We start from the raw sequence: 21,239 nt of genomic DNA on the forward strand, positions 1-21,239 counted from the left end.
GTCATCTCCACCGGATGGATCAGCAGCCTGGCGATACGGGCGATCGTGCGGCGTCCGCATCTCGAGCTCGTCGGGGTCTGGGTGCACAGCGCAGACAAGACCGGTCGCGACGCGGGCGAGATCGTCGGACTGGGTCCGATCGGAGTGACGACGACCAACGACCTCGACGAGATCATCGCGTTGAGACCCCACTGCGTGGTCTACGGTGCGGCCAGCGCCGAGATGGATGCCGCCGCGGTGCGCGACTACGTGCGTCTGCTCGGCGGCGGGCTCAACGTCGTCACGACCAACACACCCGGAATGATGTTCCCCGACAGATGGATTCCCGAGCTGGCCGGCCAGGTGCGCGAGGCGGCCCTGTCGGGCGGGGTGACCATCTACACCTCGGGTATCGAGCCGGGCTTCGCCGGTGACCAGTTCGCGGTGTTGCTGACGACCCTGTCGAACACGATCCGATCTATTCGCGCGCAGGAGATCTTCGACTACTCGGCCTATCCGAATCAGGACCTGATGGTCAGCGCCATGGGATTCGGCAAGCCGCTCGACTTCACTCCGCTGCTTGAACTCGAGGGTGCCCAGCAGTTCGCCTGGGGGCCGCCCATCGGCTTGGTCGCCAAGGCGCTCGGCGTTGAGCTCGACGAGGTCACCGAGTCCTACGAACGCGTAATCGCCCCGCGCGATCTGCATGTGGCGTGCGGGGTCATTCCCGCCGGGACGGTTGGCGCCGTCCGCGCCGAAACCACCGGCGTGGTCAACGGTCAGCCGGTAATCACCATCGAACACATCAATCGCATGGCGCCCGACCTGGCCCCGGAGTGGGCGACAGCACCCAACGGCACCTACCGCCTTATCATCGAGGGCCAGCCCCATATGCAGTGCGACCTACGGCTCGGCACCGAGGACACTCCAGAGTCGGCCAACGACAACGCAATGGAGGCAACTGCCATGCGCGTCGTCAACGCCATCCCCTATGTCGTCGACGCTGCACCGGGGATCGCGACGTCGCTGGACCTGCCGATCACCGCACCGCTCAACGCAATAGAGGTCGCCTAGACGCGCGATTGCCGGCTTACGATCGCGGGTCCCGACAGCGGATTGGCAATCACGCCAGGCGGCGCTTCGACGACGGCTGGAATCGCGTTGACCGCGGCCATCGCCGTGACTGCGACACCCGGGTTCGCCCGATCGGTTGCCGACTGCTCGAGATGCAGCTCCAGGCTCATACTGGGGCTGCCCTCGATGCGGAACACCATGCCGCCTTCGCCCTCACGGGCCGGCTTCGGCCAGCGGTCCGGCCAGGGCGTGCTGCTGACTGTCGCGAAGTATTGAACTGCGACAGCCGGTCTCGTGCCGACCACCCCGGCGAGTTGCCAACGATGGGCACAGATCGTTCCCTCGGAGATGACTCCCAATGCGGTCTTCAGATCCGTCGGCGCAAGCAGCGTCTCCCAATCCAGTTCTATCCCGTCGAGCTCGATTCCGAGGATGTCCGCGATGTAGCGCACCACGGTGTCCCAGTCCTTGTTCACCTTTCCCGAGGCGATGCGAACCGGCACATGACCGTCGGGCTTCCCGAAGCCCATCGACTCGTGCAGGACGTCCCAGATCGGATACGCCTTGTCCAGATCGAGCGCGTATTCGTCCATTCGATACGAGTCGACCCGACCTGCTCCCGCCAGAAGAGCGGTAGGGATGTTCAGGCTGATAAAACCCGGCTCACTGCCGGTGCCATAAAACGTCGAGTTCCCCTTATTCGCAGCGCTTTCCAGAGCACCCCGCCAGGCGGCGGGCGCCGCGGCCGGATAGACCAACGGAATCGTCGCGAACGTCACCACGTTGATGCCCGCCTCGAGGTAGCCGGCGATGTCGGCGATGGCTTCCTCTTCGCGGCGAACCGCCGTCGCGCAGTAGGCGACACAGTCCGGAGCCAGCGCCAAGACCGCTGATGTGTCGCCGGTTGCGCTTACACCGACATCCGCAGTCCCGCAGAGTTGACCCGCATCCACCCCGACCTTCTCCGGTGTCGACACCCTGACGCCCACGAGTTCCAGCAGCGGATCGTCGATGATGGCCCGCAACGCCTCGCGACCGGTCAGTCCAGTGCCGACGTGGACGACGCGGTAGCGTCCCTTGCCTTCAGTCACCAATGTTTCACTACTCCTTAGCATTTCGATAGAACGGCCCGGGCTTGCCCGCGTTCTGCAGATGGCCGTAGGGGTCGTAGACCTTGACACTCGGATAGGGGTTCTGGTCATAGGCGGGCCTGGACAATCCTGCCGCCCGCAGGCCGGCGAGCACCGCCAGCGGCATTGCGAACGACACCAGGCCCACCGTCACCGAGATCAGCAACTGTCGACTCAACGTCAGCTTCGGGCGCCCCGGCCGCGCAGGCAACCACCGCGCGATGCGGCTGATCAGCAACAGTTCACCTTCGTCGTCGCGAACGCACATCACCGCGACCATCGCGAAGATGAACGAGTCGTACACCGCCATGATCAGCGGGAAATAGACATGCCCCACGCGCAGCACGGGGCCGACGGCTTCGGTGTAGAAGAAGATGCCGCACCTCATCCAGGTGAATTGAACCAGCCCGTTGAGGGGAATTGCGATGACGGCCGCGCCGAGGAACACCGAGAGAAGCCGATGGCGCGCAAGCCAACTCGTCCGCGGGATCAGCGGATCGACGATTCGGTCATGCAGTTGAAGGATGGCGAGGCCGGTGAGCAAATAGTAGGCGGCATAGCCGCCCAGGAATGCCAGCGCCGGTTCGAGATTCGGCGATATGTTGACGTACGGCCAGGTCAGCGGGAAGTGCAGCATGCGCGGATCGAAGATCGCGAATGTTGCCCAGTTGGCCAGAGGATCGAGCGCGCCGGTGATCAACCCGGCGAAGGCGATCACCACCGCCCAGTGCACCTTGCGTTGTGTATAGGACAGCCATACCAGCGTGGCGACCAGGCCGATCGCCATCGGAATCGAGCTGATAGACACGGCGAGCGGCCAGTTGTCGAAGCCGAGAAACGGTGGATAGGGCGCAGGATTCGGGTTCGCATTGGTCCTCGTCGGGTCCCCGTGCAGACCGGATTGCATCGTCGCGATGGTGACGATTGCGAAGACGAGGTAGGCGACGATGAACGGCCCCCAGCCCGCCCGTGCCGGCCACCGCGGCAACCGGGGCCTGGTCACATCGGTGGCGCGAGAATCTGGGTTGCTGTCAACGGTATTCGTCATGTCAGACATGCACTGGCAGGCTCGCCCAGCCGCGGACGCTGGTGGTGTGAGCGCGCTTGGCGTTGTGGTAGTCGACTTCCCAGTCGGGCCATCTGGTGAGCACTTCCTCAAGCGCGATGCGTGCCTGCACCCGCGCCAGCGCAGCGCCCAGGCAGAAGTGGATGCCGTGCCCGAAGGACAGATGTGCCACCCGCCGGTGGATGTCGAATCGGTCGGCGTCGACGAATTGGCGTTCATCGCGGTTCGCGGATCCGTTGAGCAGCAACATCACCGACCCTTCGGGTACCGTCTGCCCATAATGTTCGACGTCACGGGCCACATGGCGTGCCTGCACGGGTGACGGGGCCTCGTAACGCAGCACTTCCTCGACCGCCCCGGGAATCAGGCTGAAATCCGCTGCGAGCTCTCGGCGCTGGTCGGGGTGATCGGACAACAGCTGCCCGGCGAAGCCGATCAACCGCGTCGTGGTCTCGTTGCCGGCGCCCACGACAGTGCCCGTGTAGGTCAGCACCTCTGCACGAGTCAACCGCCTGCGGCTACCGTCCGGTTCCTCGACCTCGGCGTTGACCAGTTCGGTCATCAGATCATCGGAGGGGTGGTCGTAGCGCCAGTCGATGAACTCCTCCAGCATCGATCCCTGACGCGTCAGCATGTCATCGGCCACCTGGACGAGCCCGCCGTCTTTCAATTCGAGGAGCCGGTCGGTGTTCCGCCGGATCGCGATCTGCCTGTCCTCAGGTATGCCCAGCAGGTACCCGATCGTGCGCATCGGCATCCACGCGCCGAGGTCGGCGATGAAGTCGAATGTGTCGGCGTCCGCAAGGGGCTCCAGCGCGCGCCGGCAGAACTCCCTGGCCAGCGATTCCATGGCCGCCATCCGACGCGGCGTGAACACCCCTGCCAGCAATCGCCGGTGCGCATCGTGAATCGGCGGGTCCTCGAACAGGATGATCCCGGGCGGCACCTCGACCCCGTTGAGGATGATGTCGATGGTGGTGCCTTTACCGGACCGGTAGTCATTCCAATTCACCAACTCGCGCGCGACATCTGCGTGCCTGCTCAACGCGTAAAAGCCGTACTTGTCGTTGTAGTAGAGCGGCGCGGCATCACGCAGCTGTTTCCACACGGGATACGGGTCGTCGTCGATCTCGAAGTCGAAAGGGTCGTAGTACGGATCAACCTTCACCCTGTATGTCACAGGACGAGAATAGGCGTTATCGGCTGCCGTAACGACTTTTTGCCTTACGAACATCGATGCGACCGATACATTGAGGGTCCGCGATGGGGACGTGAAGGGAGCGATGCTTGACCGCCAGCACCCGTCCGCTACGAGTCATCCAATGGGCCACCGGCGCCGTGGGCACCGAGATGGTCACGACCATCCTCGATCACCGGCCAGACATCCAGTTGGTGGGCGCGCGGGTCTATGCCGATGCGAAGAACGGCGTAGACATCGGAACCCTGGTCGGCAGAGAGCCGATCGGCGTCACCGCAACCACCGATGTCGCTCAGATCCTCGCGCTCGACGCCGACCTGGTGTTGTACGCACCGTCCTTCACCAGTATCGACGATGTCTGTGCATTGTTGGAGAGCGGCAAGAACGTGGCAACGCCAGCTTTCCTGTTCCACCCGCGACGCATCCCCGAAGCCGACCGCGTGCGCCTGCAGGCCGCATGCGACAAAGGCAATAGCACCATCCACGGCAGCGGCCTGAATCCAGGCAACCTGTCCGGCGTGCTGCCCCTGGCGCTGTCCGGGATGAGCCGCACGATCGATCGGATCACGCTGCAGGAGCGCGCCGACTGGACGCTGTGGGATAGCACCGAGATCACCTTCGACGGGATGTGGTTCGGTCGGCCAATCGAGGAGGTCACGCCGACAGCCAACGAGTACCTCAGGTTCTTGACGAGACTGTTCGTCGAGCAGACCTGGTTCATCTCCGACACCCTGAACGCAGACATCGACGATGTCTCAGTCACGCTCGAGACCGTCCCCGCGACAAAGGACTTGCAGATCTTCGACTACGTTGTCGCGGCCGGCACCACCGCCGGGCAGCGATGGAATTTCGTCGGCCATCGCAACGGCGAGACGCTAGTCGAGTTCGAGACGCTATGGACGCTCGGCGGTGAATACCCGGAGCACTGGCCCAAACCTCTTGACGGCTGGACGCTGACCATCGAGGGCGATCCATCCATGCGTACGCACTTCTTTCCCCTGGCCAGCTTTTCGCGCGAGGCCTCGATCGAGGAGCACGTCAGAGCTGGACTGATCACCGTCGCCATGCAGGTCGTCAACGCCATCCCAGCCGTGTGCGCCGCGCCGGCAGGGTTCGCGACCATGGCCGATCTTCCGCTGATCCGCAGCTACACCGGTTTCGGCAATCGAAGTCTGGGTGCGCTCTAGCCGTTTGTCCAGTGCGCGACAAACGGGGCGATCGTGGAAATGTCGTAGAGGCCCGGATCGGCCGCCACGACCATCGGTATCGCGTTGATCGCATGCATCGCGGTGGCCAAGCACCCTTGTTTGGAGTGGTCTTCGTCGTGCGAGCCGATCACGAGGTGGCACCTCAGGTTCGGCTCGCCGTCGAAACTCACGTCGTAGCCGATATCGGTCGGCCACTCCGGCGCGAGGTCATCTGCCATGCGGGTGAGGTGCTCGACCGCCAATGTGGTTGCGCCGCAGTCGACCTCGACACCGAATCGCATGGCGGCCACGGTGCCCGCGGGGATCTCGCCGGCGGCCACCGTCAACGCCCGCGGGGTGGTCCGGACGTCGCGGAAACCCCGAACGGACCTGATCTGCAGCCCCAACGACTGCGCGAGCACACTGGCACTGCCGATCCAGGCGCTCGCCGCGTACTCGGTGTTGGTCAGCAGCGGCGTCGTGTCGTCGGGCGTGTGTCCGAAACCCATGGCATTGAAGATCAGATCGTGGCTGGCGTAGGTCGAGTAGTCGAGCACCTCACGGACGCTGATCCGCCCGACGCGCGCGGTGAGTCGCGACAGGATGGGCGTGAGTGATTCGCCGAAGAATCCGGGATATAAGCCCACTCCGAGGAACGAGGATTGTCCTGTGCAACAGGCGTTCTCGATGGCGTCTGCCAGCGATGCATGCAGCGACCGGGGATGGATGAACCGGCTCCCGGTGGCCACGACGTTCTTGCCCGACGCGAGGAGCTCGCACACGTCGGCAAAACAGCCGGGCGTATCGATCTCGACCTTGCCCATGTAGAGCACCACGTCCGCGTCAGTGCTGATGATCTCGTCGCGATCGGCGGTGGTGCGAAGTCCGACTTCGCCCGCACCGCACAGCGTGCCGGCGTCCACACCCGCCTTCGCGGGGTCGTACACGCGCACCCCGACCAGTTCCAGATCCGCCCGTTCGATGACGTGACGAAGCGACATCATCCCGGTAACGCCGGTCGCCCACTGGATCACCCGTGTCATGGCATATCGCTTTCAGTCCCACACGACGTCAAGGCGGGGCGGGGAACGGAACATCGTGCCGGTGATGTACGGCGGCGCCGCGTCCGGGTCGAGCCGCAGATTGGCGAGTTCATCGAATATCGCATTGAAGATCTTGGTCGTCTCGAGCCTGGCCAGGTGCATACCGAGGCACACATGCGCTCCGTGAGCGAAGCCGATGTGCGGCTTGCGTTCCCGGAAGATGTCGAACCTCTCGGGTTCGTCCCATCGCGTTTCGTCGTGATTCGCGCTGCCCAGGCTGAGCATCATGGTCGCGCCCTTGGGAATGTGTATGCCACCCATCTCGGTATCGGAGGTGACCTCGCGCATGAAGTTGAGCAGCGGGGTTTCCCAGCGGATTCCTTCCTCGATGGCCTGAGGTAGCAAGGTGCGATCGTCACGGACGGCGTCGAGTTGGTCGGGATGCGTCAAGAGCGCCAGGGCAAGACTGGCCGTCGACCGCGAGGTCGTCTCCGCGCCGGCCGGCAGCAGGTTGCGCATGAAACCGTAGATCTGTTCGTCGGACATCTTTACGCCGTTGACTTCGGCACCCGCCAGGATCGAAACCATGTCGTCCTTCGGGGCTTTGCGTCGGTCGGCAAGTATCCCGACGAAGTACTCCTTCATCTCGGCCGATGCGCGCAACGCGCATTCCATGTTCCCGCGGAAGCCAAGCAGGTCGATGGCGAGTCGGTGAAACTGCAGCACATCGGCATCCGGAAGGCCCAGCAGTGCCGCGATCACCCGCACCGGGATCGGCATGAAAACCGCGTCGACGAGGTCGGCGCGCTTGGCGTCCTTGAATTTCGCGATGGTTTTGTCCACTAAGGGGCCGACGAGTTCGGCGTCCCAGCGCTTCATCGAAGAGCGCGCGAAGGCGAACTCATGCAGTTTGCGGTAGACCGCGTGTTCGGGTTCCTGCATCTCCAGGATCGTCGGACCCTGGAGTGGCCGGACGACATCTTCATAGCAGCGCGTGCTGAAGGTGATGTTGTCGGTGAAGATTGCCTTGACGGTGTCGAACGTGTAGGCGGTGAAGGTTGGTGGCCCGTCACCCGAATTGCCGACCATCCCCATCTCCGGCCAGCCGGCGTGCACCGGATTCTGTGCGCGAAGCTTTTTGAGCATCGGATATGGCGATGCGTCGCCGTCGGCACCCATGCCTTGGTTGAATCTGTCCTGTGCGTCTCGAATGCTCTGTTCGAGCTCCTCGACAGTCGCCGGCTCGGCCATGTGACGACTCCTCACTGGTGCTTAGGCTCGCGCAACATACACCTTGCTGGTTGAAAACCTACATGATGTAGGTTGAGGGCACCAACAACTGTGGATCGCCGAAAGAGCAATCAGGAGCGTTCGATTGGCAACTCGAGTCGTGCAATGGGCTACGGGCGCGGTGGGCCGTGCCGCGCTGCAGGAACTGATTGAGAATCCCGATTACCAGTTGGTCGGTGTGCTGGTGTACGACCCCGCCAAGGCCGGGCAGGACGCCGGAACCTTGTGCGGGCTGCCACCCACCACCGGAGTGCTCGCCACATCGGACAAGGAGGAGATCTTCGCGCTGGGCGCCGACGTCGTCATCCACACGGCAAGTAAGGCACATGCCGTCGAAACCAACGCCGAAGATATCTGCCGACTGCTCGCGTCGGGAACCAGTGTCATCACAACCACCTCATACAACCATCTGGCCACCTACGGGGCGGACACCGAGCGCGCCTTTGTCGCAGCCTGTCGCGCAGGCGGATCCCGCTTCCATGCGGCGGGTGAAAATCCGGGCTTCATGTTCGAACGCCTGATCGCCACCGTGACGGCGCTGTCCAAGACCATCGACCGGATCGATCTCTACGAGGCCACCGACGTGTCTGCGGTCGACAGCAAATCGATGCTCGTCGACCTGATGGGCATGGGCAGACCGCCCGAAGATGTCAGCGTTGATTCCCCGATCATCAAAAAACTCGACCTGGCCTATCGCCAGGCGCTCAACGCCACCGCCGACGTCCTTGGGATCACGCTGTCACATGTCGACGTCTCGGTCGACGCCACGACACTTCCCCACGACCTCGACGTCCGCGCCGGCACCATCGAAGCGGGAACTGTCGTGGGACAACGGTTCTCGTGGGTTGGACATTGGTCTGGCCGACCACTGCTCGCCATCCACGAGGAGTGGGTCCTTACCCGCGACCTCCCGCAGTGGGGCCTACAGCCCCTCGCTCCGGGCGAAAAGGCGCCGCTGATCCGGGCCGTCATCAAGGGAAAGCCCAGTTTTGAGTTGCAGCTGGATGTCGGATGGGACGACGAGCCGCCCACCGGAACGCACGCCGAGCCGGGGCATCTCATGATCGCGATGGGGGCGGTCCGCGCGATTCCCGACGTGCTGGGTGCGGCACCGGGCGTCGTCACCGCCCCGGTGTTCGGTGCGATTCAACTAGCGGGTGCCGACACCAACCGCGCGTGAGATGTGGTCGCTGGGCGCAGCGTGAAACACGTGCGCCGAACCGTCCGGCAGCACCCGGCGGGCGATCAAATAATCCGTGCCCATCCAGCCCTGCCGGATGTAGCGGCCGAATCGCAAAAACGTCCCCGGCGCCCCACTGGCCGACGGGACGAGTTTGACCTGCTCGATGCCGTCCTTAACGCCATCCCCGGTCAACGGCCGGGCCGCCGCGAGGCCGCGCGCTATCACGGTTGCCACGTCGTGCGTCAGGCCGGGCATCGAATGTGCCGGCCGTCGGCCGAACCGGGCCTCGAAACGATCCAGGAACGCCTGCCCCACGAGGTTGCGTTCGTCGTAGCTGTCCAGCCCGACCCAGCCCGACAGCTGTCGCATCCACTCGGCGTTGATGTGCGCCATCTCGAATGCCGTGGTGGTGTACCGCGGCGGGTCCCATCCTGCCGCCAGCAGCGCGTCGGTGAAGCCCCACAGCCCGTGGCCGAACCCGACATGCACCAGGGCGTCTGGCTCGGCATTCCGCAGCTCCTCGACCACCCTAGTTTTGTCGGCTTCCACCTGAGGTATCGCGACCGTGCTCACGACCTTCAATCCGGCGGCGGAATAAGCCTTTTCGGCGAACGCGAGGTACTCCTTACCGATCAGAGATGCTTCGTAGGCGATGGCTATCCGCGACCGGCCGTCCCCGAGCATCACGGCGGCCAGCATCACCGGCTCTTCGGGCATCGATCCGTTGTTGAGCGCAAATGTCCACTCGCCGAGCGCCCCCTCGGAGCCCGACAGGATGATATTGGGAACCTTGGCCACTCGATCGGCGTGCGCGGCCAATGGCACCGCGTTGTCGGAGACATACGGACCGTAGATCGCGAGGCACCCCTCGGCCACCAGCTCGTCGTAGGCGGTCTCCACGGCGTGATATGTGCCGTTGGGCAGGCCGATCACGTGGCGTTCCACCAGTTCTATCGGCCGGTCGACCAGACCGGAGGCGACCGCCTCGTCGAACACCAACCGCAGTGTGTCGAGAGTGTCGTTCTCGGTCCCAGTCTTCGTCGGATAGTCGTTGAGCAAACCGACTTTCATCGGGACCACCGAACCGTACGCGCGAACCTTCTCGTCGGCCATACCGGCAACATACATGATGCATGTTGCTACGATGCGAACATGGCCAAACGCGGTGGCACCGACACTGAGCGCCGGGCACGAGGCGATCAGACCCGACGAGATCTCATCGACGCCGGCCGGATCCTGTTCGTGGACAAGGGATACTTCAACACCAGCATCGGCGAACTTGTCGCCACTTCCGGCGTGGGCACCCGCGGCGCCTTCTACCACCATTTCAAGGACAAGGCCGAACTTTTTCGCGCGGTTTTCGAAGAAGTCGAACGCGACCTGACACTGCGATCGCTGGCCTCGCCACCGCGTGGTGACGATCCGTGGGCGCGGCTTTCGGCCGGTCTTCATGGCTTTCTCGAGTCGGCGCTCGAACCCGAGGTGCAGCGCGTGATGCTGCTCGACGGCCCCGTGGTGCTGGGCTGGCAGACCTTGCGGGCCATCCAGGAGGACAACAGCATCGCGCTCATCAATGAAATGGTCCGGGAAGCGATTTCCGAGGGCGTCATCGACGAGCAGCCGGTCGGCGAGTTGACGCACATGGTGGTCGCCGCGCTCGAGGAGGGCGCGCTCCTCGTCGCGCACGCCCGGCAACCTTCCCGGGCCCGCCAGCGAGCAGCCAAGGTGCTTGACCGTCTCCTGCTGAGCTTCGCGGTAGAGCCGCGAAAGGTACTGCGGAAATGATCGTTACCGTTTACTGCATATCATCACTCTTAAAGTCTGATAGCCTCGCTCTCGACCTTGCGTAAGGGAGACCATGTCTGACGAGCCCGCAGTGCGAGTCGCCGTCGTCGGAGCCTCAGCGGGCTTGGGCCGTTGCATCGGCATCGGCCTGGCCCAGCGCGGTGCCAGGGTGGCCTTCCTCGCGCGACGCCGCGACCGTTTGGTCAACGCGGCCAAAGAAGCGCAGAACGGCGCCGCGGCCGTAGCCTGCGACGTCACGGTCGCGGCCAGCTGTCAACGGGCCGTCGCGGAAGTCGTCGACAACTTCGGCGGTTTGGACGCGCTCGTCTACACCACCGGTATGGGTATCCTCGCACCGCTGGCTGACGTCAGCGGCGAGCAATGGGCGAAACTGTTCGCCACCAACGTGACCGGCGCCTCGCTCGTCACCGCCGCCGCCGCGCCGCACCTGGCCGCGTCGGGGGGATCCGCGGTGTACCTGTCGTCGTTGAGCGCGTCGTATTCGACACCCTGGCCGATGCTGGGCGCCTACGCCGTCACAAAGGCCGCGTTGGACAAGCTCATCGAGGCCTGGCGCATTGAACACCCGAACATCGGTTTCACCCGACTGGCGGTGGGCGACAGTTTCGGTGGTTCCGGTGACTCACAGACCGAGTTCAACAAGAATTGGGATCCACAGGCTCTGGACACCGCCATCAGATACTGGATGGAGCACGGCTATATGCAGGGCGGTCTGGTGGACGCCGACCACCTCGTCGGTGTCGTGCATTCCGTACTCCAGTGCGGCAGTAGCAGTTTCATCCCTTATTTGACCCTCGCTCCCCGACCGGCCGATGCGGTCAAGGAACTTCGACAATGGTGAAGGACATCTGAAGGAAACCGCGATGAAATCAAAAGCGGCCGTGTTGCACGGTGTAGGTGTGGACTGGGAAGTCACCGAGGTCGATCTCGATCCGCCACATGCGGGCGAGGTCCTGGTCAAGATGGCGTATGCCGGCATCTGTCATTCCGACGAGCACTTCTACACCGGCGACAGCGTGCCCAGTCAGGAAATGGAAGAGATGATGCGGGCGTCGGGGCTCCGCGTGCCCGAGTGGTTTCCCATGCTCGGCGGACACGAGGGCTCCGGTGTCGTGGAAGCGGTCGGCCCCGGGGTGAAGACGTTGCAACCCGGTGACCACGTGGCCATTTCGTTCCTCCCCGCCTGCGGCAGCTGCCGATGGTGCGCGACCGGATACACGTACCTGTGTGACGTGGGCGCCGACATCTACGACAAGGCGATGACCACCGATGGCACCCGACGTCGCCATCTGGGGGGCGCGGACCTCATGGCGATGATGCAGGTCGGCACCTTCTCGGAGTACGTAGTGGCATCCGAGCGCTCACTGGTCAAAGTCCATGACTGGATACCCCTGGAGGCCGCCTCCCTGGTGTCCTGCGGTGTGACAACGGGATTCGGGTCCGGTTCGGTCGCGGCCGGCACCCAACCGGGCGACACGGTCGTCGTCGTCGGTGTTGGCGGTATCGGCATGAACGCCGTGCAAGGCGCGAAAGTGGCGGGCGCCAAGCACATCATCGCCGTCGACCCGAACGAGTTCAAACGCGGAATCGCACCGACGTTCGGCGCCACCCACACCGCCATCGACACCGGCGCCGCACTGGAGTTGGTCAAAGAAATCACCTGGGGGGTAATGGCCGACCGGGTCATTCTCACGCCCGGGGTGGTGCCCGTGGACATGGTGATGATGGGAATGATGTTGCTACGCAAGGGCGGAACGTGCGTGCTGACCGCAATGCCCAAGATCACCGACCTGATGGTGCCGATGGTCCTTACTGACATGATCAGCTCATGTAAGACGTTCAAGGGTGTGCTTTACGGCGAGATGAACCCGCGGGAAGCCATGCCGAAACTAGTGTCGATGTACGAGGCGGGCCTGATCAAGCTCGACGAACTGATCACGCAGAGATACAAGCTCGACGACATCAACGAAGCGATGAAAGACCTTCGCGCCGGACGGAATATCCGCGGCGTCATCGACTTTGATCTGAATCCCCAAAAGTGACCGACTTCGGCTGACCGGCCACAAGGGTAATGATGATGGACCACATCGACTTCGACGTTCGAGTGCAGGCGCCGACGCTTGACTTCTACCGGCGAGCGTGGGCGCCGGGGCTCGGCGCCAGTTTGGCGGGGATGTGGATAGGCGCGGTGGTGACTGACGCGTCCGGCCAGACTTACTGGGGGTTACGCGGGGCCGATGACTTCCTCATCGGCATGACCCACGTCGTTTCGCCGATCACCGGGTTCAAGAAACTGCCGCCGACGTTCGACCCCGATCCGCCGCACCTCTTCGACGAATACTCCTCGATCGACTGGTTCGAACCGATGGAATATGTCGACGGGCCGGACAAGGTTCAACTGAGCTACTACAGCGGTCGCATCGAGCGAGACACAGCTGGCTTCCACTGGTACGACGCCAGCGGTCGCTGGGAGATGCACGGCCGCAATGTCACCGACGTCTTTAGCGTCCATGTACCCACACAGGACGGAGTCGCGGACGAGGTCTACTACCGCCACGAGCTTTTGGCGGCGCACGGAACGATCGAGGGCGTCGAGGTTTCGGGCTATCTGCACCAGGATTACGCCTATGGGCCAGCCGGAAAGGTCTATCCGGAGTTGCCGATCGTGCGTCGGCTACAAGGCATGTGGGTGTCGTGGCTGCACACCTACGACGACGGCGAATGCGGCGGGGGTTGCTTCTGGCAGGGGCGTGACGGGCTGGCATTCGGCCCGGGTTACCAGGTCAAGGGTGGAGTGACCACGGCCCACGACGACATCGCCGCCACCCCGACATTCAACGATGACGGAAACCTGGTGAGGCTGGACACCACGATCGGACTCGACTCCTACACATTCGAATTCGACACCGCCGGGAGCTACATCCATTACTTCGGACGGCTCACCGATAGCTCGACGGGTAAGAAGCCGGCCCGCAGCTGGTGCTGGGTGGAATACGCGGGAGGGATGCTCACAACGGAGATCCTGGACTTCATGATGCAGCGATTCCGGCTCGCCAGAGGTCGTTGAACTGTGACAGCGACGCGTGCCTCGGCGAGTCGATCGTGGGTCACCACGCGCCCATTTAGGGTGTTGACCAACTAATACTCAGTGGAGCTGCCGGGAATCGAAATCGCCAAAGAAATCGCACACTGACCTGTGGGAATGTCGGAATCTTTACGCGAAGCGACGCCAAATGACGCGAAATGACCTGCGGATACGCGAAAGGCGTTGATGGCATCAACGACAGGCCGGACCGTGCGGCCTCTCAGGTCCGCCGCGCAGATCGGCGTGCCCATCGGATCAGTAACTTTAGAGGCGGGCGGCGCAGGTCTGTGCTCGCGCCCGAAAGGGTTGGTCAGGCTGGCGTCAGGTGGATCGGTAGGTGGGTCGGGCCGCGTAGTGAACTGTGGGTCGACCAGGTGGTCGAGCCGTTGGGGCTTAGGCGACTGACGTGAGTGACGAGTTGTCGAAGCACGGCTTGGGCTTCCATTCGAGCAAGCGGTGCGCCGATGCACATGTGTGGGCCGTAGCCGAAGGCGACGTGGGTTCGCGGGTTGCGGTCAGCACGGTACTCGTCGGGTTCGTCGAACACTGCGGGGTCGCGATTCGCAGCTCCGAAGGAGAGCAGCACGCGTGACCCGGCGGGAATGGTGATGCCCCCGATTTGATAGTCCGCGCGGGTGTAACGGTAGAGGTTCTGTATTGGCGTCGTGATGCGGAGTTGCTCCTCGACGGCGATCGGGATGAGGTCGGGGTTGGCGCGTATCAAGTCGTACTGATCGGGGTGATGGGCGAGAGTGTCGAACATTCCACCGAGAAGGTTCGTGGTTGTTTCGTTCCCGGCGATCAACAGGTGGATTGCGATGATCCAAAGCTGACGATCGGTGAGGTTGCCATCGGTGTTGTGTTCGAGGAGCCGCCCCAGCACAGTGCCCGATCCTTTGAGTGCGCCCTGTGCGAATTGCTTCACGAAGTAGCGCTGCAACGCCACCATTGCGGATATTGATCTGGTTGCCTCTGTGAGACCTGCGCGTGTTGGGGTCAATTCCATGACTTTCACGGCGTTTTCTGACCACCGACGGAAGTCATTGACGTCGTCTTCGGGTACCCCGAGGATCTGAGCGATCAGGCGGATTGGCATCGGTATCGCCAGGTGCTGCACGACATCGCAGCCGGGGTTGTTCAACACGTCGGAGACCAGTTCCGCGGCTAGCTTCTCGACGATTCCCTGCCAAGCGCTCATGGCTCCCTTGCTGAATCCCGGCTGGATCTGCTTACGGAGTCGGGCGTGTTCTTCGCCGTCGGTCAGAACCGCGAGCGGTGCCGACATTCTCAATCGGGTGACCCCTTGAGTACTGGTGACCTGATCGGTGTCGCGCAGTGCAGCTCGCACGTCGTCGAGTCGGCTGACGATCCAGGTGGCTCGCCTGGGGTTGTAGTGCAGCCGGCCACTTCTGTGTAGGGCGCGGTAGGCGTCGAATGGTTGGGCAGCGGTGATCGGATTCTGTGGGTCAAAGTCCGTGTTCACCGCGCCGGTCCAAGCGTCGTAGCCGCGCCGGCGGGTGCGTATCGCGGCAGCCAGGTTCATCCGGACGGCATTACTGAAAGGCCAAATGGCTTCGGCAACCCCTTGGGCGGTCTGACCGATCGACATTTCGTTCCCCTTACCCGAGCCCCCGGCTCCCCTGACTGCATCCGTGCCGAATTCGAACTTGGTTGTGGACGATGTTGTTCGTCAAATGAATGACGTAACAAGCAGATACGATGGTCAACTGCCGACTCATTCGAGGATTCGCCATCATGACCCCGATCGTCGTTTCGATGGCACCGTTGATGTAGGTGAACATGCGCGCGTGTTCGCCAAAGCCGACGCGGTTGATGGGGTCGAAGAACCGTGGAACGAGAAAGTGCGCGACACCGACAACGGTGACGATGACCGCGACGCGGTGTTCGCGGCCTCTTCCCGAACGACGAGTAGTTGTGTCGGTCATTGAAGTTGCGGGGTGTTCCGAGCGACGGCGATCATGTCTCTCATCGTGAACGCTGCGAGAACGCCGCCGTCGCAGGCGATATCGACGCCAGTCATATAGCTGGCCTTGGTGTCCGCGCAGAATGCCAATAGTTCTGCGACTTCCTCGGGTCTGCCGAACCGCTTCAACGCGGCGTAGTTCAACATCGCCCCCGAGCCGGCTCGTTCCTCCAACCTGCCCATGGGCGTGTCGATGGCGCCAGGAGATACCGAGATGATTCTTCCGCCGCGCTGGCCGAACCTGGCTGCCTGTGAGGAGCAGTACCACGTTACGAAGTTCTTGCTGATCGAATACGCGAACCCTGGCCGCATCTTGGTGGGCACGACGTTGCACGCCGATGTCATCTTCTTCACGAAGACGTCCTGGTCACGCAGCGCGTGCTTGAAACGCCTTTTGGGTATTAAGACTCGCGGAAAGGTGTGCGCCGCCATCGACGCAACGTTGACGATCGCAAAGCCTTCCTCCACGAGTCGGTAGAAGGCTTCGTTCACGTTGACCGTGCCCAGCGCATTGATCCGGATGATTTGCTCGGCCGAAGCCATGCTGGGACTCACCCCAGCGGTGTGGATGACCGAGCCAACGGTACCGAATGCTTTTGATTCGCAGACTAACTCGGCGACTGAGTCACGGTTGGTGAGGTCAGCCACGACGGGCTTGCACTCGACGCCGAGGTCCCGCAGCTCCGTTGTGGCCACGTCGAGGCGGGTTGGACTGACATCGCAGATGACGACCGAGTGGTCGCGTCCAACGATCTTCGCCGCGGCGAGGCCGATGCCACCCGCGCCTCCGGTGATTACGCACAGTTCGCGCATTCGCGACCTTTCCGCTCGGCGGGAAGTCCCACTTCGAGGCGAACCCATCCCCGCTCGGTCACGGTCTAACGCCTGGCTGGCCGGGCCCCCCATTATTTACGAGATGTTTTTTCTCGTAAATAGTGACACATTGTGCTGCCGATGTACATGGCCGCCTCGCCCAGACGTAGAAGAGTCAGGACGCCCAAGATTTGTTTTAGGGTCGTCACGTGAGCCAACCCCGCCGAGGGCGACCGCGTAGCGCGGCCGTGCATGAGGCCATCCTCGACGCCACGCGCACCCTTCTGGTCGAAGTCGGGTACAGCGGAGTGTCTATGGACAAGGTCGCTGCCAATGCCGGAGTGGGAACGCAAACGGTTTATAGACGGTGGCCGTCGAAAGCTCCTTTGGTGGCCGAAGCGGTAATGCAGGCCTATGCGCAAGCCGACTTCACACTTCCAGATACGGGAGACACGGTCGAAGATCTGAGGACCTGGATGCACGAATCCGCCGCGCTCAGTGCCGCCCCTGAGAACATCGCACTCGTCCGCGCTCTGGCCGCTGCCGCCGCTGAGAACCTTCGAGACCGCGACACCTTGTACCAACAACTCACTAGCCGCTTCCACGCCGCGGTGATGCAGCGGTTGCACACCGGCATCTCGTTGGGTCAAATTCGCGTCGACGCCGACATCGAGGCTGCCGCTGACGCATTGATTGGAGCCACGCTATATCGCATGCTCAGCGTCACATCGACCGCAGGCGAGGCGATCAGACGTTATGACGGGCTAATAGACGCATTGATGAATGGCCTCTCGACGCGCTGACCCGATCACCTGAAAGTGACTCCGAACGGGACAGACATGCAGGCTAGGTCAATCCCGCGCCGGCCCGCTCTCCCCGGCGACGGTGTTGCTTCGCGACGAGTGAAGTCCAGGCGCCACCACTCGTTATTCTCATCTGCGACAAACGTATTGAGCGCGTCACCGGTTCAGGGAGAATCCGCGACAGTCGAGTGTGGAACTCCGAGTCCTTCCGCCAAATTCTGTAAGGCGATTTCGGCCAGGGGTAGATCGACGTCCAGTTCCCTGCCAAGCCGCAGCGCCAGACTGAGATCCTTCTCGCCCAGCGCGCAGGTGTGGGTGAACGGTTGGTAGAGGAAATGATCCGGGTCGAGTGGGCGGCTCATGTCGTCGCGAAACATCATGGCGCCGGCGCCACCGCTATGTGTGTCTGTATGACGCACAATTCGGCCCAACGCTTGAACATCGAGGCCTGCACGTTCGGCCAGTTGCATCGCCTCGCAAGCGGCCGCGAAGGAAGTGAAGGTCAGCATGTTGCGCGCCAGTTTCATTCGCGTGCCGGCGCCCGGCTCGCCGGCATGGACGACCATCGACGCCCACTGTTTGAACGCCGGCTTGACGCGCTCGTAGGTCTCCCGGTCTGCGCCCACCATGACAGCGAGTTCACCCGTCTTGACGGCCTCCACACCACCGCTGACCGGTGCGTCGATGAGCTGAATGCCCTTGACTTGGAGTTCTTCTGCCAATTCGGACGCGGTGTTGTGGTTGATCGTAGAATGTATCGCGATGACGGTATCCGGTTGAGCGTGAGCGGTGAGGTCGGCCACCACGTCGCGGACTTGCTCGTCGTTGAGCACCATGACACTGATGATGTCGGCGACCGCCACGTCGCTCGTGGTCCGGGCCACCTCGGCACCGGCTTCGGCGAACGGCGTTGTGGCGTCGGCTCTTACGTCGAAAACAACCAGGCCGCCGGGCCACTCGACGAGCCGCCTGGCCATCGGCGCACCCAAATTCCCTAGGCCGATGAACCCCAACTTGGGTGCATGAGTCTCAGCCATCGACATTCCTCCTCGGACTTGATGACCGTGTGGCTATTCGCATTCTTACACCTGGCGCAGCAACATCGCCGTCGTGCCGCTGTTGGCTGCTCCCACGCCTACCGCAGCCAGCTTGGCACCGTGGACCTGTCGCTCTCCAGCCTGGCCACGAATCTGCAAACACGCTTCGTGCAGATGCCCGAAGCCGTGCAGGCGTCCTCCCGATAGCTGCCCTCCGCCGGTGTTAAGGGGCAACTCTCCGCCGAGCGAAATGCGGTGAGGGTCCGAAACCCATTCGCCGGATTCTCCGACGGGACAGAAACCAAAGTCCTCGAGCCAGCAGAGCACGAAGACACTGAACCCGTCATACAGCGAGGCGACGTCGACATCGGCGGCGGTGAAGTCGGTCCGCTCCCAGATCGTGGACCATCGTGAGCTGATCCGGGTGATGTCTTGACCGCCCTCCCACGTGAAGCGGTCGTGGTGAGCACAGTCGACCGCCTCGACGGTCACCGCCGGGTGGTCCAGCCCCTCAGCATGCTCGGCGCAAGAGACGACGAATGCGGTGGCGCCGTCACAGGCGATGTCGCAGTCGAACATGCACAGCGGGTCGGAGACCATTCGCGCGTTGAGATAGGTCTCGAGGTCGAGCGGATCGCGGTAGACCGCCGACGGGTTGCGAGCGGCGTGACTCCGTTGCGTTATGGCGATCGACGCGAGCTGCTCGCGAGTAAGCCCGTATCGCAGCATCCGCGCGCGGATCTGCAGGGCCGCCAAGTTAGCCGCCGTGGCACCAAAAGGAATCTGCCAGGCCAGCATTCCGCCTGGACGGCCGCCCCCGGAACCGTATCCTTTGCGTCGGCCGGCGCCTTGCGCGGTGCCCTCCCAGATGCTGCGCCAGCAGAGCACATGGTTGGCCAACCCGCCCGCCACAGCGAGCATGGCGTCGACCACCGCGCCGAGCTGACCCGGGGACTCCACCCCCCCTGCGACCCAATTCGGCTCGATTCCCAATGCGTCATGGATGTCACGCAGTGACGCCCCAGAGAACCCGAGGCCCGGTTGGGAACTACCGGGATACGTTGTAAGGCCATCGATGTCGGCCAACGTCAGACCGGCGTCGGCAACTGCGGCCAGACATGCTTCGGCGGTGAGCTCCAGCGGATCCCGCCCCAGTCGACGACCGATTGCCGACTGACCGATGCCGCTGATGACGGTCCGCTCGGTCAACGCCTTAGTCATCAGCGCTCCGGTTCGAACAACGGAATGAACACCTCGTCGTCACCATCTACACATCGATCGAAGATGACGCGCACCGGCATGTTCTGGGTGACGTCGTCAGGTTCGACGTGCACCAGGTTGGTCAGCAGCCGCACCCGTTCGTCCTCGACCGGATTTACGAACGCGATGAGGTATGGCGGCGGGAACCCGGGGAACCATTGATGACGATTCACCGTCCAGGATTCGACAAACCCCCGGCCGCTGAGTTCGACGTATTCGGTCGCCGCATGGTCATGAGGGCACAACAGCGAGGGCGGCTGACAGAGCCGCCTGCAGGAGGTGCAGCGTTGCATGCGCAGCACTCCGTCCGCGCCCGAGGTCCAGAAGGGCCGATTCAGCGCGGTAAGCGCAGGAGCGGGACGGTGAGCTTCTGGCATGTGCGTCATGTGTTGTCGGGCGAATCAGCCTGTTAACCAAAGACTCCCGGCGATTGCGAGTAGTCCACCGTGGATAGCTCGGTCATGCCACCATCGACCTGCAGTATCGTGCCTGTCACGAATGCTGCGTCGTCTCCCGCCAAAAAAGCCACGGCCGGCGCAATCTCAACGGGATCAGCGCCGCGTTTCATCGGCGAGGCGGCTGCCGTCCGCGTGTAGTTGTCCCATTCGGTGCCGATCATCTTTTGCTGGGCCTCGGTCAGGGCAAACGGGCACACCGCATTTACTCGGATGCGGTGGCGAGCCCACTCGTTCGCGGCGACCTTGGTCAGCGCGGCTACCGCGCCTTTGGCCGCCGAGTAGGGGGCGGTGTAGGCAATGCCGGCCAGAGCAGACCCTGACACGAAGTTGATCACTGAAGCCCGTCCGGACTCACGGAGGAACGGAAAGCAGAGCTGCATGAACCGGAAGGTCGCCTTGGGCCCGGTGGCCTCTGAGAGTTCCCAATCCTTATCGGTAACAAGTTCCAGCGCCTTGGGCATGGCGAAGAACTGGGCCGCGTTGACCAAGACGTCGATCCGGCCGTCCCCGGTATCAGCCACCTGATGCACCGCGGCTTCAATCGCTTCCCGGTGGGCCACATTGGCCTTGATGAAGGAGGCCCGCCCCTGGTCGGCACGAATCCGCTCTACGCGCTCCTGACCCTTCTCTTCGTTCAAATCGACGATAGTGACATGGGCGCCCAGACCGGCAAGCTCCTCAGCAATCGCTCCTCCCAACCCCTGAGCCCCGCCCGTGACCAGCGCGTATCTGTCCTCCAAACGAGACAAAACCACTCCTTGCCGCTATGTAACAATGGAACATCAGACGTTCTATTATTCAATAATTGCAGATCCTCGCCGCCGTGCCTAGTGGGGCTGGGTC

21 protein-coding genes are annotated in these 21,239 nt (G+C 63.0%); 9 read left to right on the forward strand and 12 right to left on the reverse strand.

The genetic code is table 11. The features are described from left to right. Nucleotides 1-18 precede the first annotated feature (18 nt). Nucleotides 19-1,053, forward strand: coding sequence for an NAD(P)H-dependent amine dehydrogenase family protein (locus AC5Y7E_RS09250; protein WP_499920209.1), 1,035 nt, complete (start codon nucleotides 19-21; stop codon nucleotides 1,051-1,053). Here the strand turns inward: AC5Y7E_RS09250 and AC5Y7E_RS09255 are convergent. From AC5Y7E_RS09255 to AC5Y7E_RS09265, 3 genes are read right to left on the reverse strand one after another with little or no spacing between them, the layout of a single operon-like run. Continuing rightward, nucleotides 1,050-2,144 (reverse strand): dihydrodipicolinate reductase, encoded by a 1,095-nt coding sequence (locus tag AC5Y7E_RS09255; protein ID WP_499919959.1) that lies wholly within the window; start codon nucleotides 2,142-2,144, stop codon nucleotides 1,050-1,052. The two genes, AC5Y7E_RS09250 and AC5Y7E_RS09255, sit on opposite strands and share 4 nt — an antisense overlap. Nucleotides 2,145-2,154: 10 nt before the next feature. Further along, nucleotides 2,155-3,231, reverse strand: a complete 1,077-nt coding sequence (locus AC5Y7E_RS09260) for a hypothetical protein (RefSeq protein WP_499919958.1) — start codon at nucleotides 3,229-3,231, stop codon at nucleotides 2,155-2,157. Between the two features lies 1 nt (nucleotide 3,232). Beyond that, on the reverse strand, nucleotides 3,233-4,429 hold the full coding sequence (locus AC5Y7E_RS09265) for a cytochrome P450 (RefSeq protein ID WP_499919957.1): 1,197 nt from the start codon (nucleotides 4,427-4,429) through the stop codon (nucleotides 3,233-3,235). A gap of 170 nt (nucleotides 4,430-4,599) precedes the next feature. Between AC5Y7E_RS09265 and AC5Y7E_RS09270 the strand changes: the two genes are divergently transcribed. After that, the gene (locus AC5Y7E_RS09270; protein ID WP_499920208.1) at nucleotides 4,600-5,634 is read left to right on the forward strand and encodes an NAD(P)H-dependent amine dehydrogenase family protein; all 1,035 of its coding nucleotides are present in this window, start codon (nucleotides 4,600-4,602) and stop codon (nucleotides 5,632-5,634) included. Here the strand turns inward: AC5Y7E_RS09270 and AC5Y7E_RS09275 are convergent. Both AC5Y7E_RS09275 and AC5Y7E_RS09280 read right to left on the reverse strand, forming a co-directional pair. Next, entirely contained in the window at nucleotides 5,631-6,677 is a 1,047-nt protein-coding gene (locus AC5Y7E_RS09275; RefSeq protein ID WP_499919956.1) for an NAD(P)H-dependent amine dehydrogenase family protein, read from the reverse strand. The genes AC5Y7E_RS09270 and AC5Y7E_RS09275 overlap by 4 nt on opposite strands. A 12-nt stretch (nucleotides 6,678-6,689) precedes the next feature. Beyond that, nucleotides 6,690-7,928: a cytochrome P450 gene (locus AC5Y7E_RS09280; protein ID WP_499919955.1), complete on the reverse strand. Its 1,239-nt coding sequence runs from the start codon at nucleotides 7,926-7,928 to the stop codon at nucleotides 6,690-6,692. Between the two features lie 139 nt (nucleotides 7,929-8,067). On the opposite strand from AC5Y7E_RS09280, the gene AC5Y7E_RS09285 reads away from it, so the two are divergent. Continuing rightward, entirely contained in the window at nucleotides 8,068-9,147 is a 1,080-nt protein-coding gene (locus AC5Y7E_RS09285) for a dihydrodipicolinate synthase (RefSeq protein WP_499920207.1), read from the forward strand. Here the strand turns inward: AC5Y7E_RS09285 and AC5Y7E_RS09290 are convergent. Further along, nucleotides 9,118-10,263, reverse strand: coding sequence for an ABC transporter substrate-binding protein (locus AC5Y7E_RS09290; RefSeq protein WP_499919954.1), 1,146 nt, complete (start codon nucleotides 10,261-10,263; stop codon nucleotides 9,118-9,120). The two genes, AC5Y7E_RS09285 and AC5Y7E_RS09290, sit on opposite strands and share 30 nt — an antisense overlap. A gap of 39 nt (nucleotides 10,264-10,302) precedes the next feature. On the opposite strand from AC5Y7E_RS09290, the gene AC5Y7E_RS09295 reads away from it, so the two are divergent. The 4 genes from AC5Y7E_RS09295 to AC5Y7E_RS09310 all read left to right on the forward strand — a co-directional run bounded on the left by AC5Y7E_RS09295 (nucleotide 10,303) and on the right by AC5Y7E_RS09310 (nucleotide 14,023). After that, complete coding sequence (locus AC5Y7E_RS09295) at nucleotides 10,303-10,935, forward strand: TetR/AcrR family transcriptional regulator (RefSeq protein WP_499919953.1); 633 nt, start codon at nucleotides 10,303-10,305, stop codon at nucleotides 10,933-10,935. A gap of 73 nt (nucleotides 10,936-11,008) precedes the next feature. After that, nucleotides 11,009-11,797 (forward strand): SDR family oxidoreductase, encoded by a 789-nt coding sequence (locus AC5Y7E_RS09300; RefSeq protein WP_499919952.1) that lies wholly within the window; start codon nucleotides 11,009-11,011, stop codon nucleotides 11,795-11,797. Between the two features lie 22 nt (nucleotides 11,798-11,819). After that, complete coding sequence (locus AC5Y7E_RS09305; RefSeq protein ID WP_499948600.1) at nucleotides 11,820-12,998, forward strand: NDMA-dependent alcohol dehydrogenase; 1,179 nt, start codon at nucleotides 11,820-11,822, stop codon at nucleotides 12,996-12,998. Between the two features lie 32 nt (nucleotides 12,999-13,030). After that, nucleotides 13,031-14,023 (forward strand): hypothetical protein, encoded by a 993-nt coding sequence (locus tag AC5Y7E_RS09310; RefSeq protein WP_499948601.1) that lies wholly within the window; start codon nucleotides 13,031-13,033, stop codon nucleotides 14,021-14,023. A gap of 328 nt (nucleotides 14,024-14,351) precedes the next feature. On the opposite strand, the gene AC5Y7E_RS09315 is transcribed toward AC5Y7E_RS09310, so the two are convergent. Further along, nucleotides 14,352-15,650, reverse strand: coding sequence for a cytochrome P450 (locus AC5Y7E_RS09315; protein ID WP_499919949.1), 1,299 nt, complete (start codon nucleotides 15,648-15,650; stop codon nucleotides 14,352-14,354). 43 nt (nucleotides 15,651-15,693) lie between these two features. On the opposite strand from AC5Y7E_RS09315, the gene AC5Y7E_RS09320 reads away from it, so the two are divergent. Then, entirely contained in the window at nucleotides 15,694-15,990 is a 297-nt protein-coding gene (locus AC5Y7E_RS09320; protein ID WP_499919948.1) for a hypothetical protein, read from the forward strand. Here AC5Y7E_RS09320 and AC5Y7E_RS09325 read toward each other — a convergent pair. Further along, a complete protein-coding gene (locus AC5Y7E_RS09325) occupies nucleotides 15,984-16,838 on the reverse strand; it encodes an SDR family oxidoreductase (RefSeq protein WP_499919947.1) in 855 nt (284 codons plus the stop codon). The genes AC5Y7E_RS09320 and AC5Y7E_RS09325 overlap by 7 nt on opposite strands. Nucleotides 16,839-17,086: 248 nt before the next feature. Between AC5Y7E_RS09325 and AC5Y7E_RS09330 the strand changes: the two genes are divergently transcribed. After that, the gene (locus AC5Y7E_RS09330) at nucleotides 17,087-17,641 is read left to right on the forward strand and encodes a TetR/AcrR family transcriptional regulator (protein ID WP_499948602.1); all 555 of its coding nucleotides are present in this window, start codon (nucleotides 17,087-17,089) and stop codon (nucleotides 17,639-17,641) included. A gap of 164 nt (nucleotides 17,642-17,805) precedes the next feature. Here the strand turns inward: AC5Y7E_RS09330 and AC5Y7E_RS09335 are convergent, their stop codons facing one another. The 4 genes from AC5Y7E_RS09335 to AC5Y7E_RS09350 are packed head-to-tail and all read right to left on the reverse strand — an operon-like array spanning nucleotide 17,806 to nucleotide 21,145. Further along, complete coding sequence (locus tag AC5Y7E_RS09335) at nucleotides 17,806-18,678, reverse strand: NAD(P)-dependent oxidoreductase (RefSeq protein ID WP_499919945.1); 873 nt, start codon at nucleotides 18,676-18,678, stop codon at nucleotides 17,806-17,808. Nucleotides 18,679-18,723: 45 nt separating this feature from the next. Continuing rightward, the gene (locus AC5Y7E_RS09340; RefSeq protein ID WP_499919944.1) at nucleotides 18,724-19,899 is read right to left on the reverse strand and encodes a thiolase family protein; all 1,176 of its coding nucleotides are present in this window, start codon (nucleotides 19,897-19,899) and stop codon (nucleotides 18,724-18,726) included. Then, entirely contained in the window at nucleotides 19,899-20,315 is a 417-nt protein-coding gene (locus AC5Y7E_RS09345) for a Zn-ribbon domain-containing OB-fold protein (protein ID WP_499919943.1), read from the reverse strand. The genes AC5Y7E_RS09340 and AC5Y7E_RS09345 overlap by 1 nt, the downstream gene beginning before the upstream one ends. A 32-nt stretch (nucleotides 20,316-20,347) precedes the next feature. Further along, complete coding sequence (locus AC5Y7E_RS09350) at nucleotides 20,348-21,145, reverse strand: SDR family NAD(P)-dependent oxidoreductase (RefSeq protein WP_499919942.1); 798 nt, start codon at nucleotides 21,143-21,145, stop codon at nucleotides 20,348-20,350. Between the last annotated feature and the right edge of the window lie 94 nt (nucleotides 21,146-21,239).

The organism is Mycobacterium sp. NGS17 (assembly GCF_059813205.1).

Coding starts and splice junctions, on each gene's coding strand:
- AC5Y7E_RS09315 (WP_499919949.1), bottom strand. CDS start 15,650: ATGTCGATCGGTCAGACCGCCCAAGGGGTTGCCGAAGCCATTTGGCCT.
- AC5Y7E_RS09270 (WP_499920208.1), top strand. CDS start 4,600: ATGGTCACGACCATCCTCGATCACCGGCCAGACATCCAGTTGGTGGGC.
- AC5Y7E_RS09340 (WP_499919944.1), bottom strand. CDS start 19,899: ATGACTAAGGCGTTGACCGAGCGGACCGTCATCAGCGGCATCGGTCAG.
- AC5Y7E_RS09325 (WP_499919947.1), bottom strand. CDS start 16,838: ATGCGCGAACTGTGCGTAATCACCGGAGGCGCGGGTGGCATCGGCCTC.
- AC5Y7E_RS09280 (WP_499919955.1), bottom strand. CDS start 7,928: ATGGCCGAGCCGGCGACTGTCGAGGAGCTCGAACAGAGCATTCGAGAC.
- AC5Y7E_RS09305 (WP_499948600.1), top strand. CDS start 11,820: ATGAAATCAAAAGCGGCCGTGTTGCACGGTGTAGGTGTGGACTGGGAA.
- AC5Y7E_RS09345 (WP_499919943.1), bottom strand. CDS start 20,315: ATGCCAGAAGCTCACCGTCCCGCTCCTGCGCTTACCGCGCTGAATCGG.
- AC5Y7E_RS09300 (WP_499919952.1), top strand. CDS start 11,009: ATGTCTGACGAGCCCGCAGTGCGAGTCGCCGTCGTCGGAGCCTCAGCG.
- AC5Y7E_RS09260 (WP_499919958.1), bottom strand. CDS start 3,231: ATGACGAATACCGTTGACAGCAACCCAGATTCTCGCGCCACCGATGTG.
- AC5Y7E_RS09310 (WP_499948601.1), top strand. CDS start 13,031: ATGATGGACCACATCGACTTCGACGTTCGAGTGCAGGCGCCGACGCTT.
- AC5Y7E_RS09335 (WP_499919945.1), bottom strand. CDS start 18,678: ATGGCTGAGACTCATGCACCCAAGTTGGGGTTCATCGGCCTAGGGAAT.
- AC5Y7E_RS09275 (WP_499919956.1), bottom strand. CDS start 6,677: ATGACACGGGTGATCCAGTGGGCGACCGGCGTTACCGGGATGATGTCG.
- AC5Y7E_RS09295 (WP_499919953.1), top strand. CDS start 10,303: ATGGCCAAACGCGGTGGCACCGACACTGAGCGCCGGGCACGAGGCGAT.
- AC5Y7E_RS09290 (WP_499919954.1), bottom strand. CDS start 10,263: ATGGCCGACGAGAAGGTTCGCGCGTACGGTTCGGTGGTCCCGATGAAA.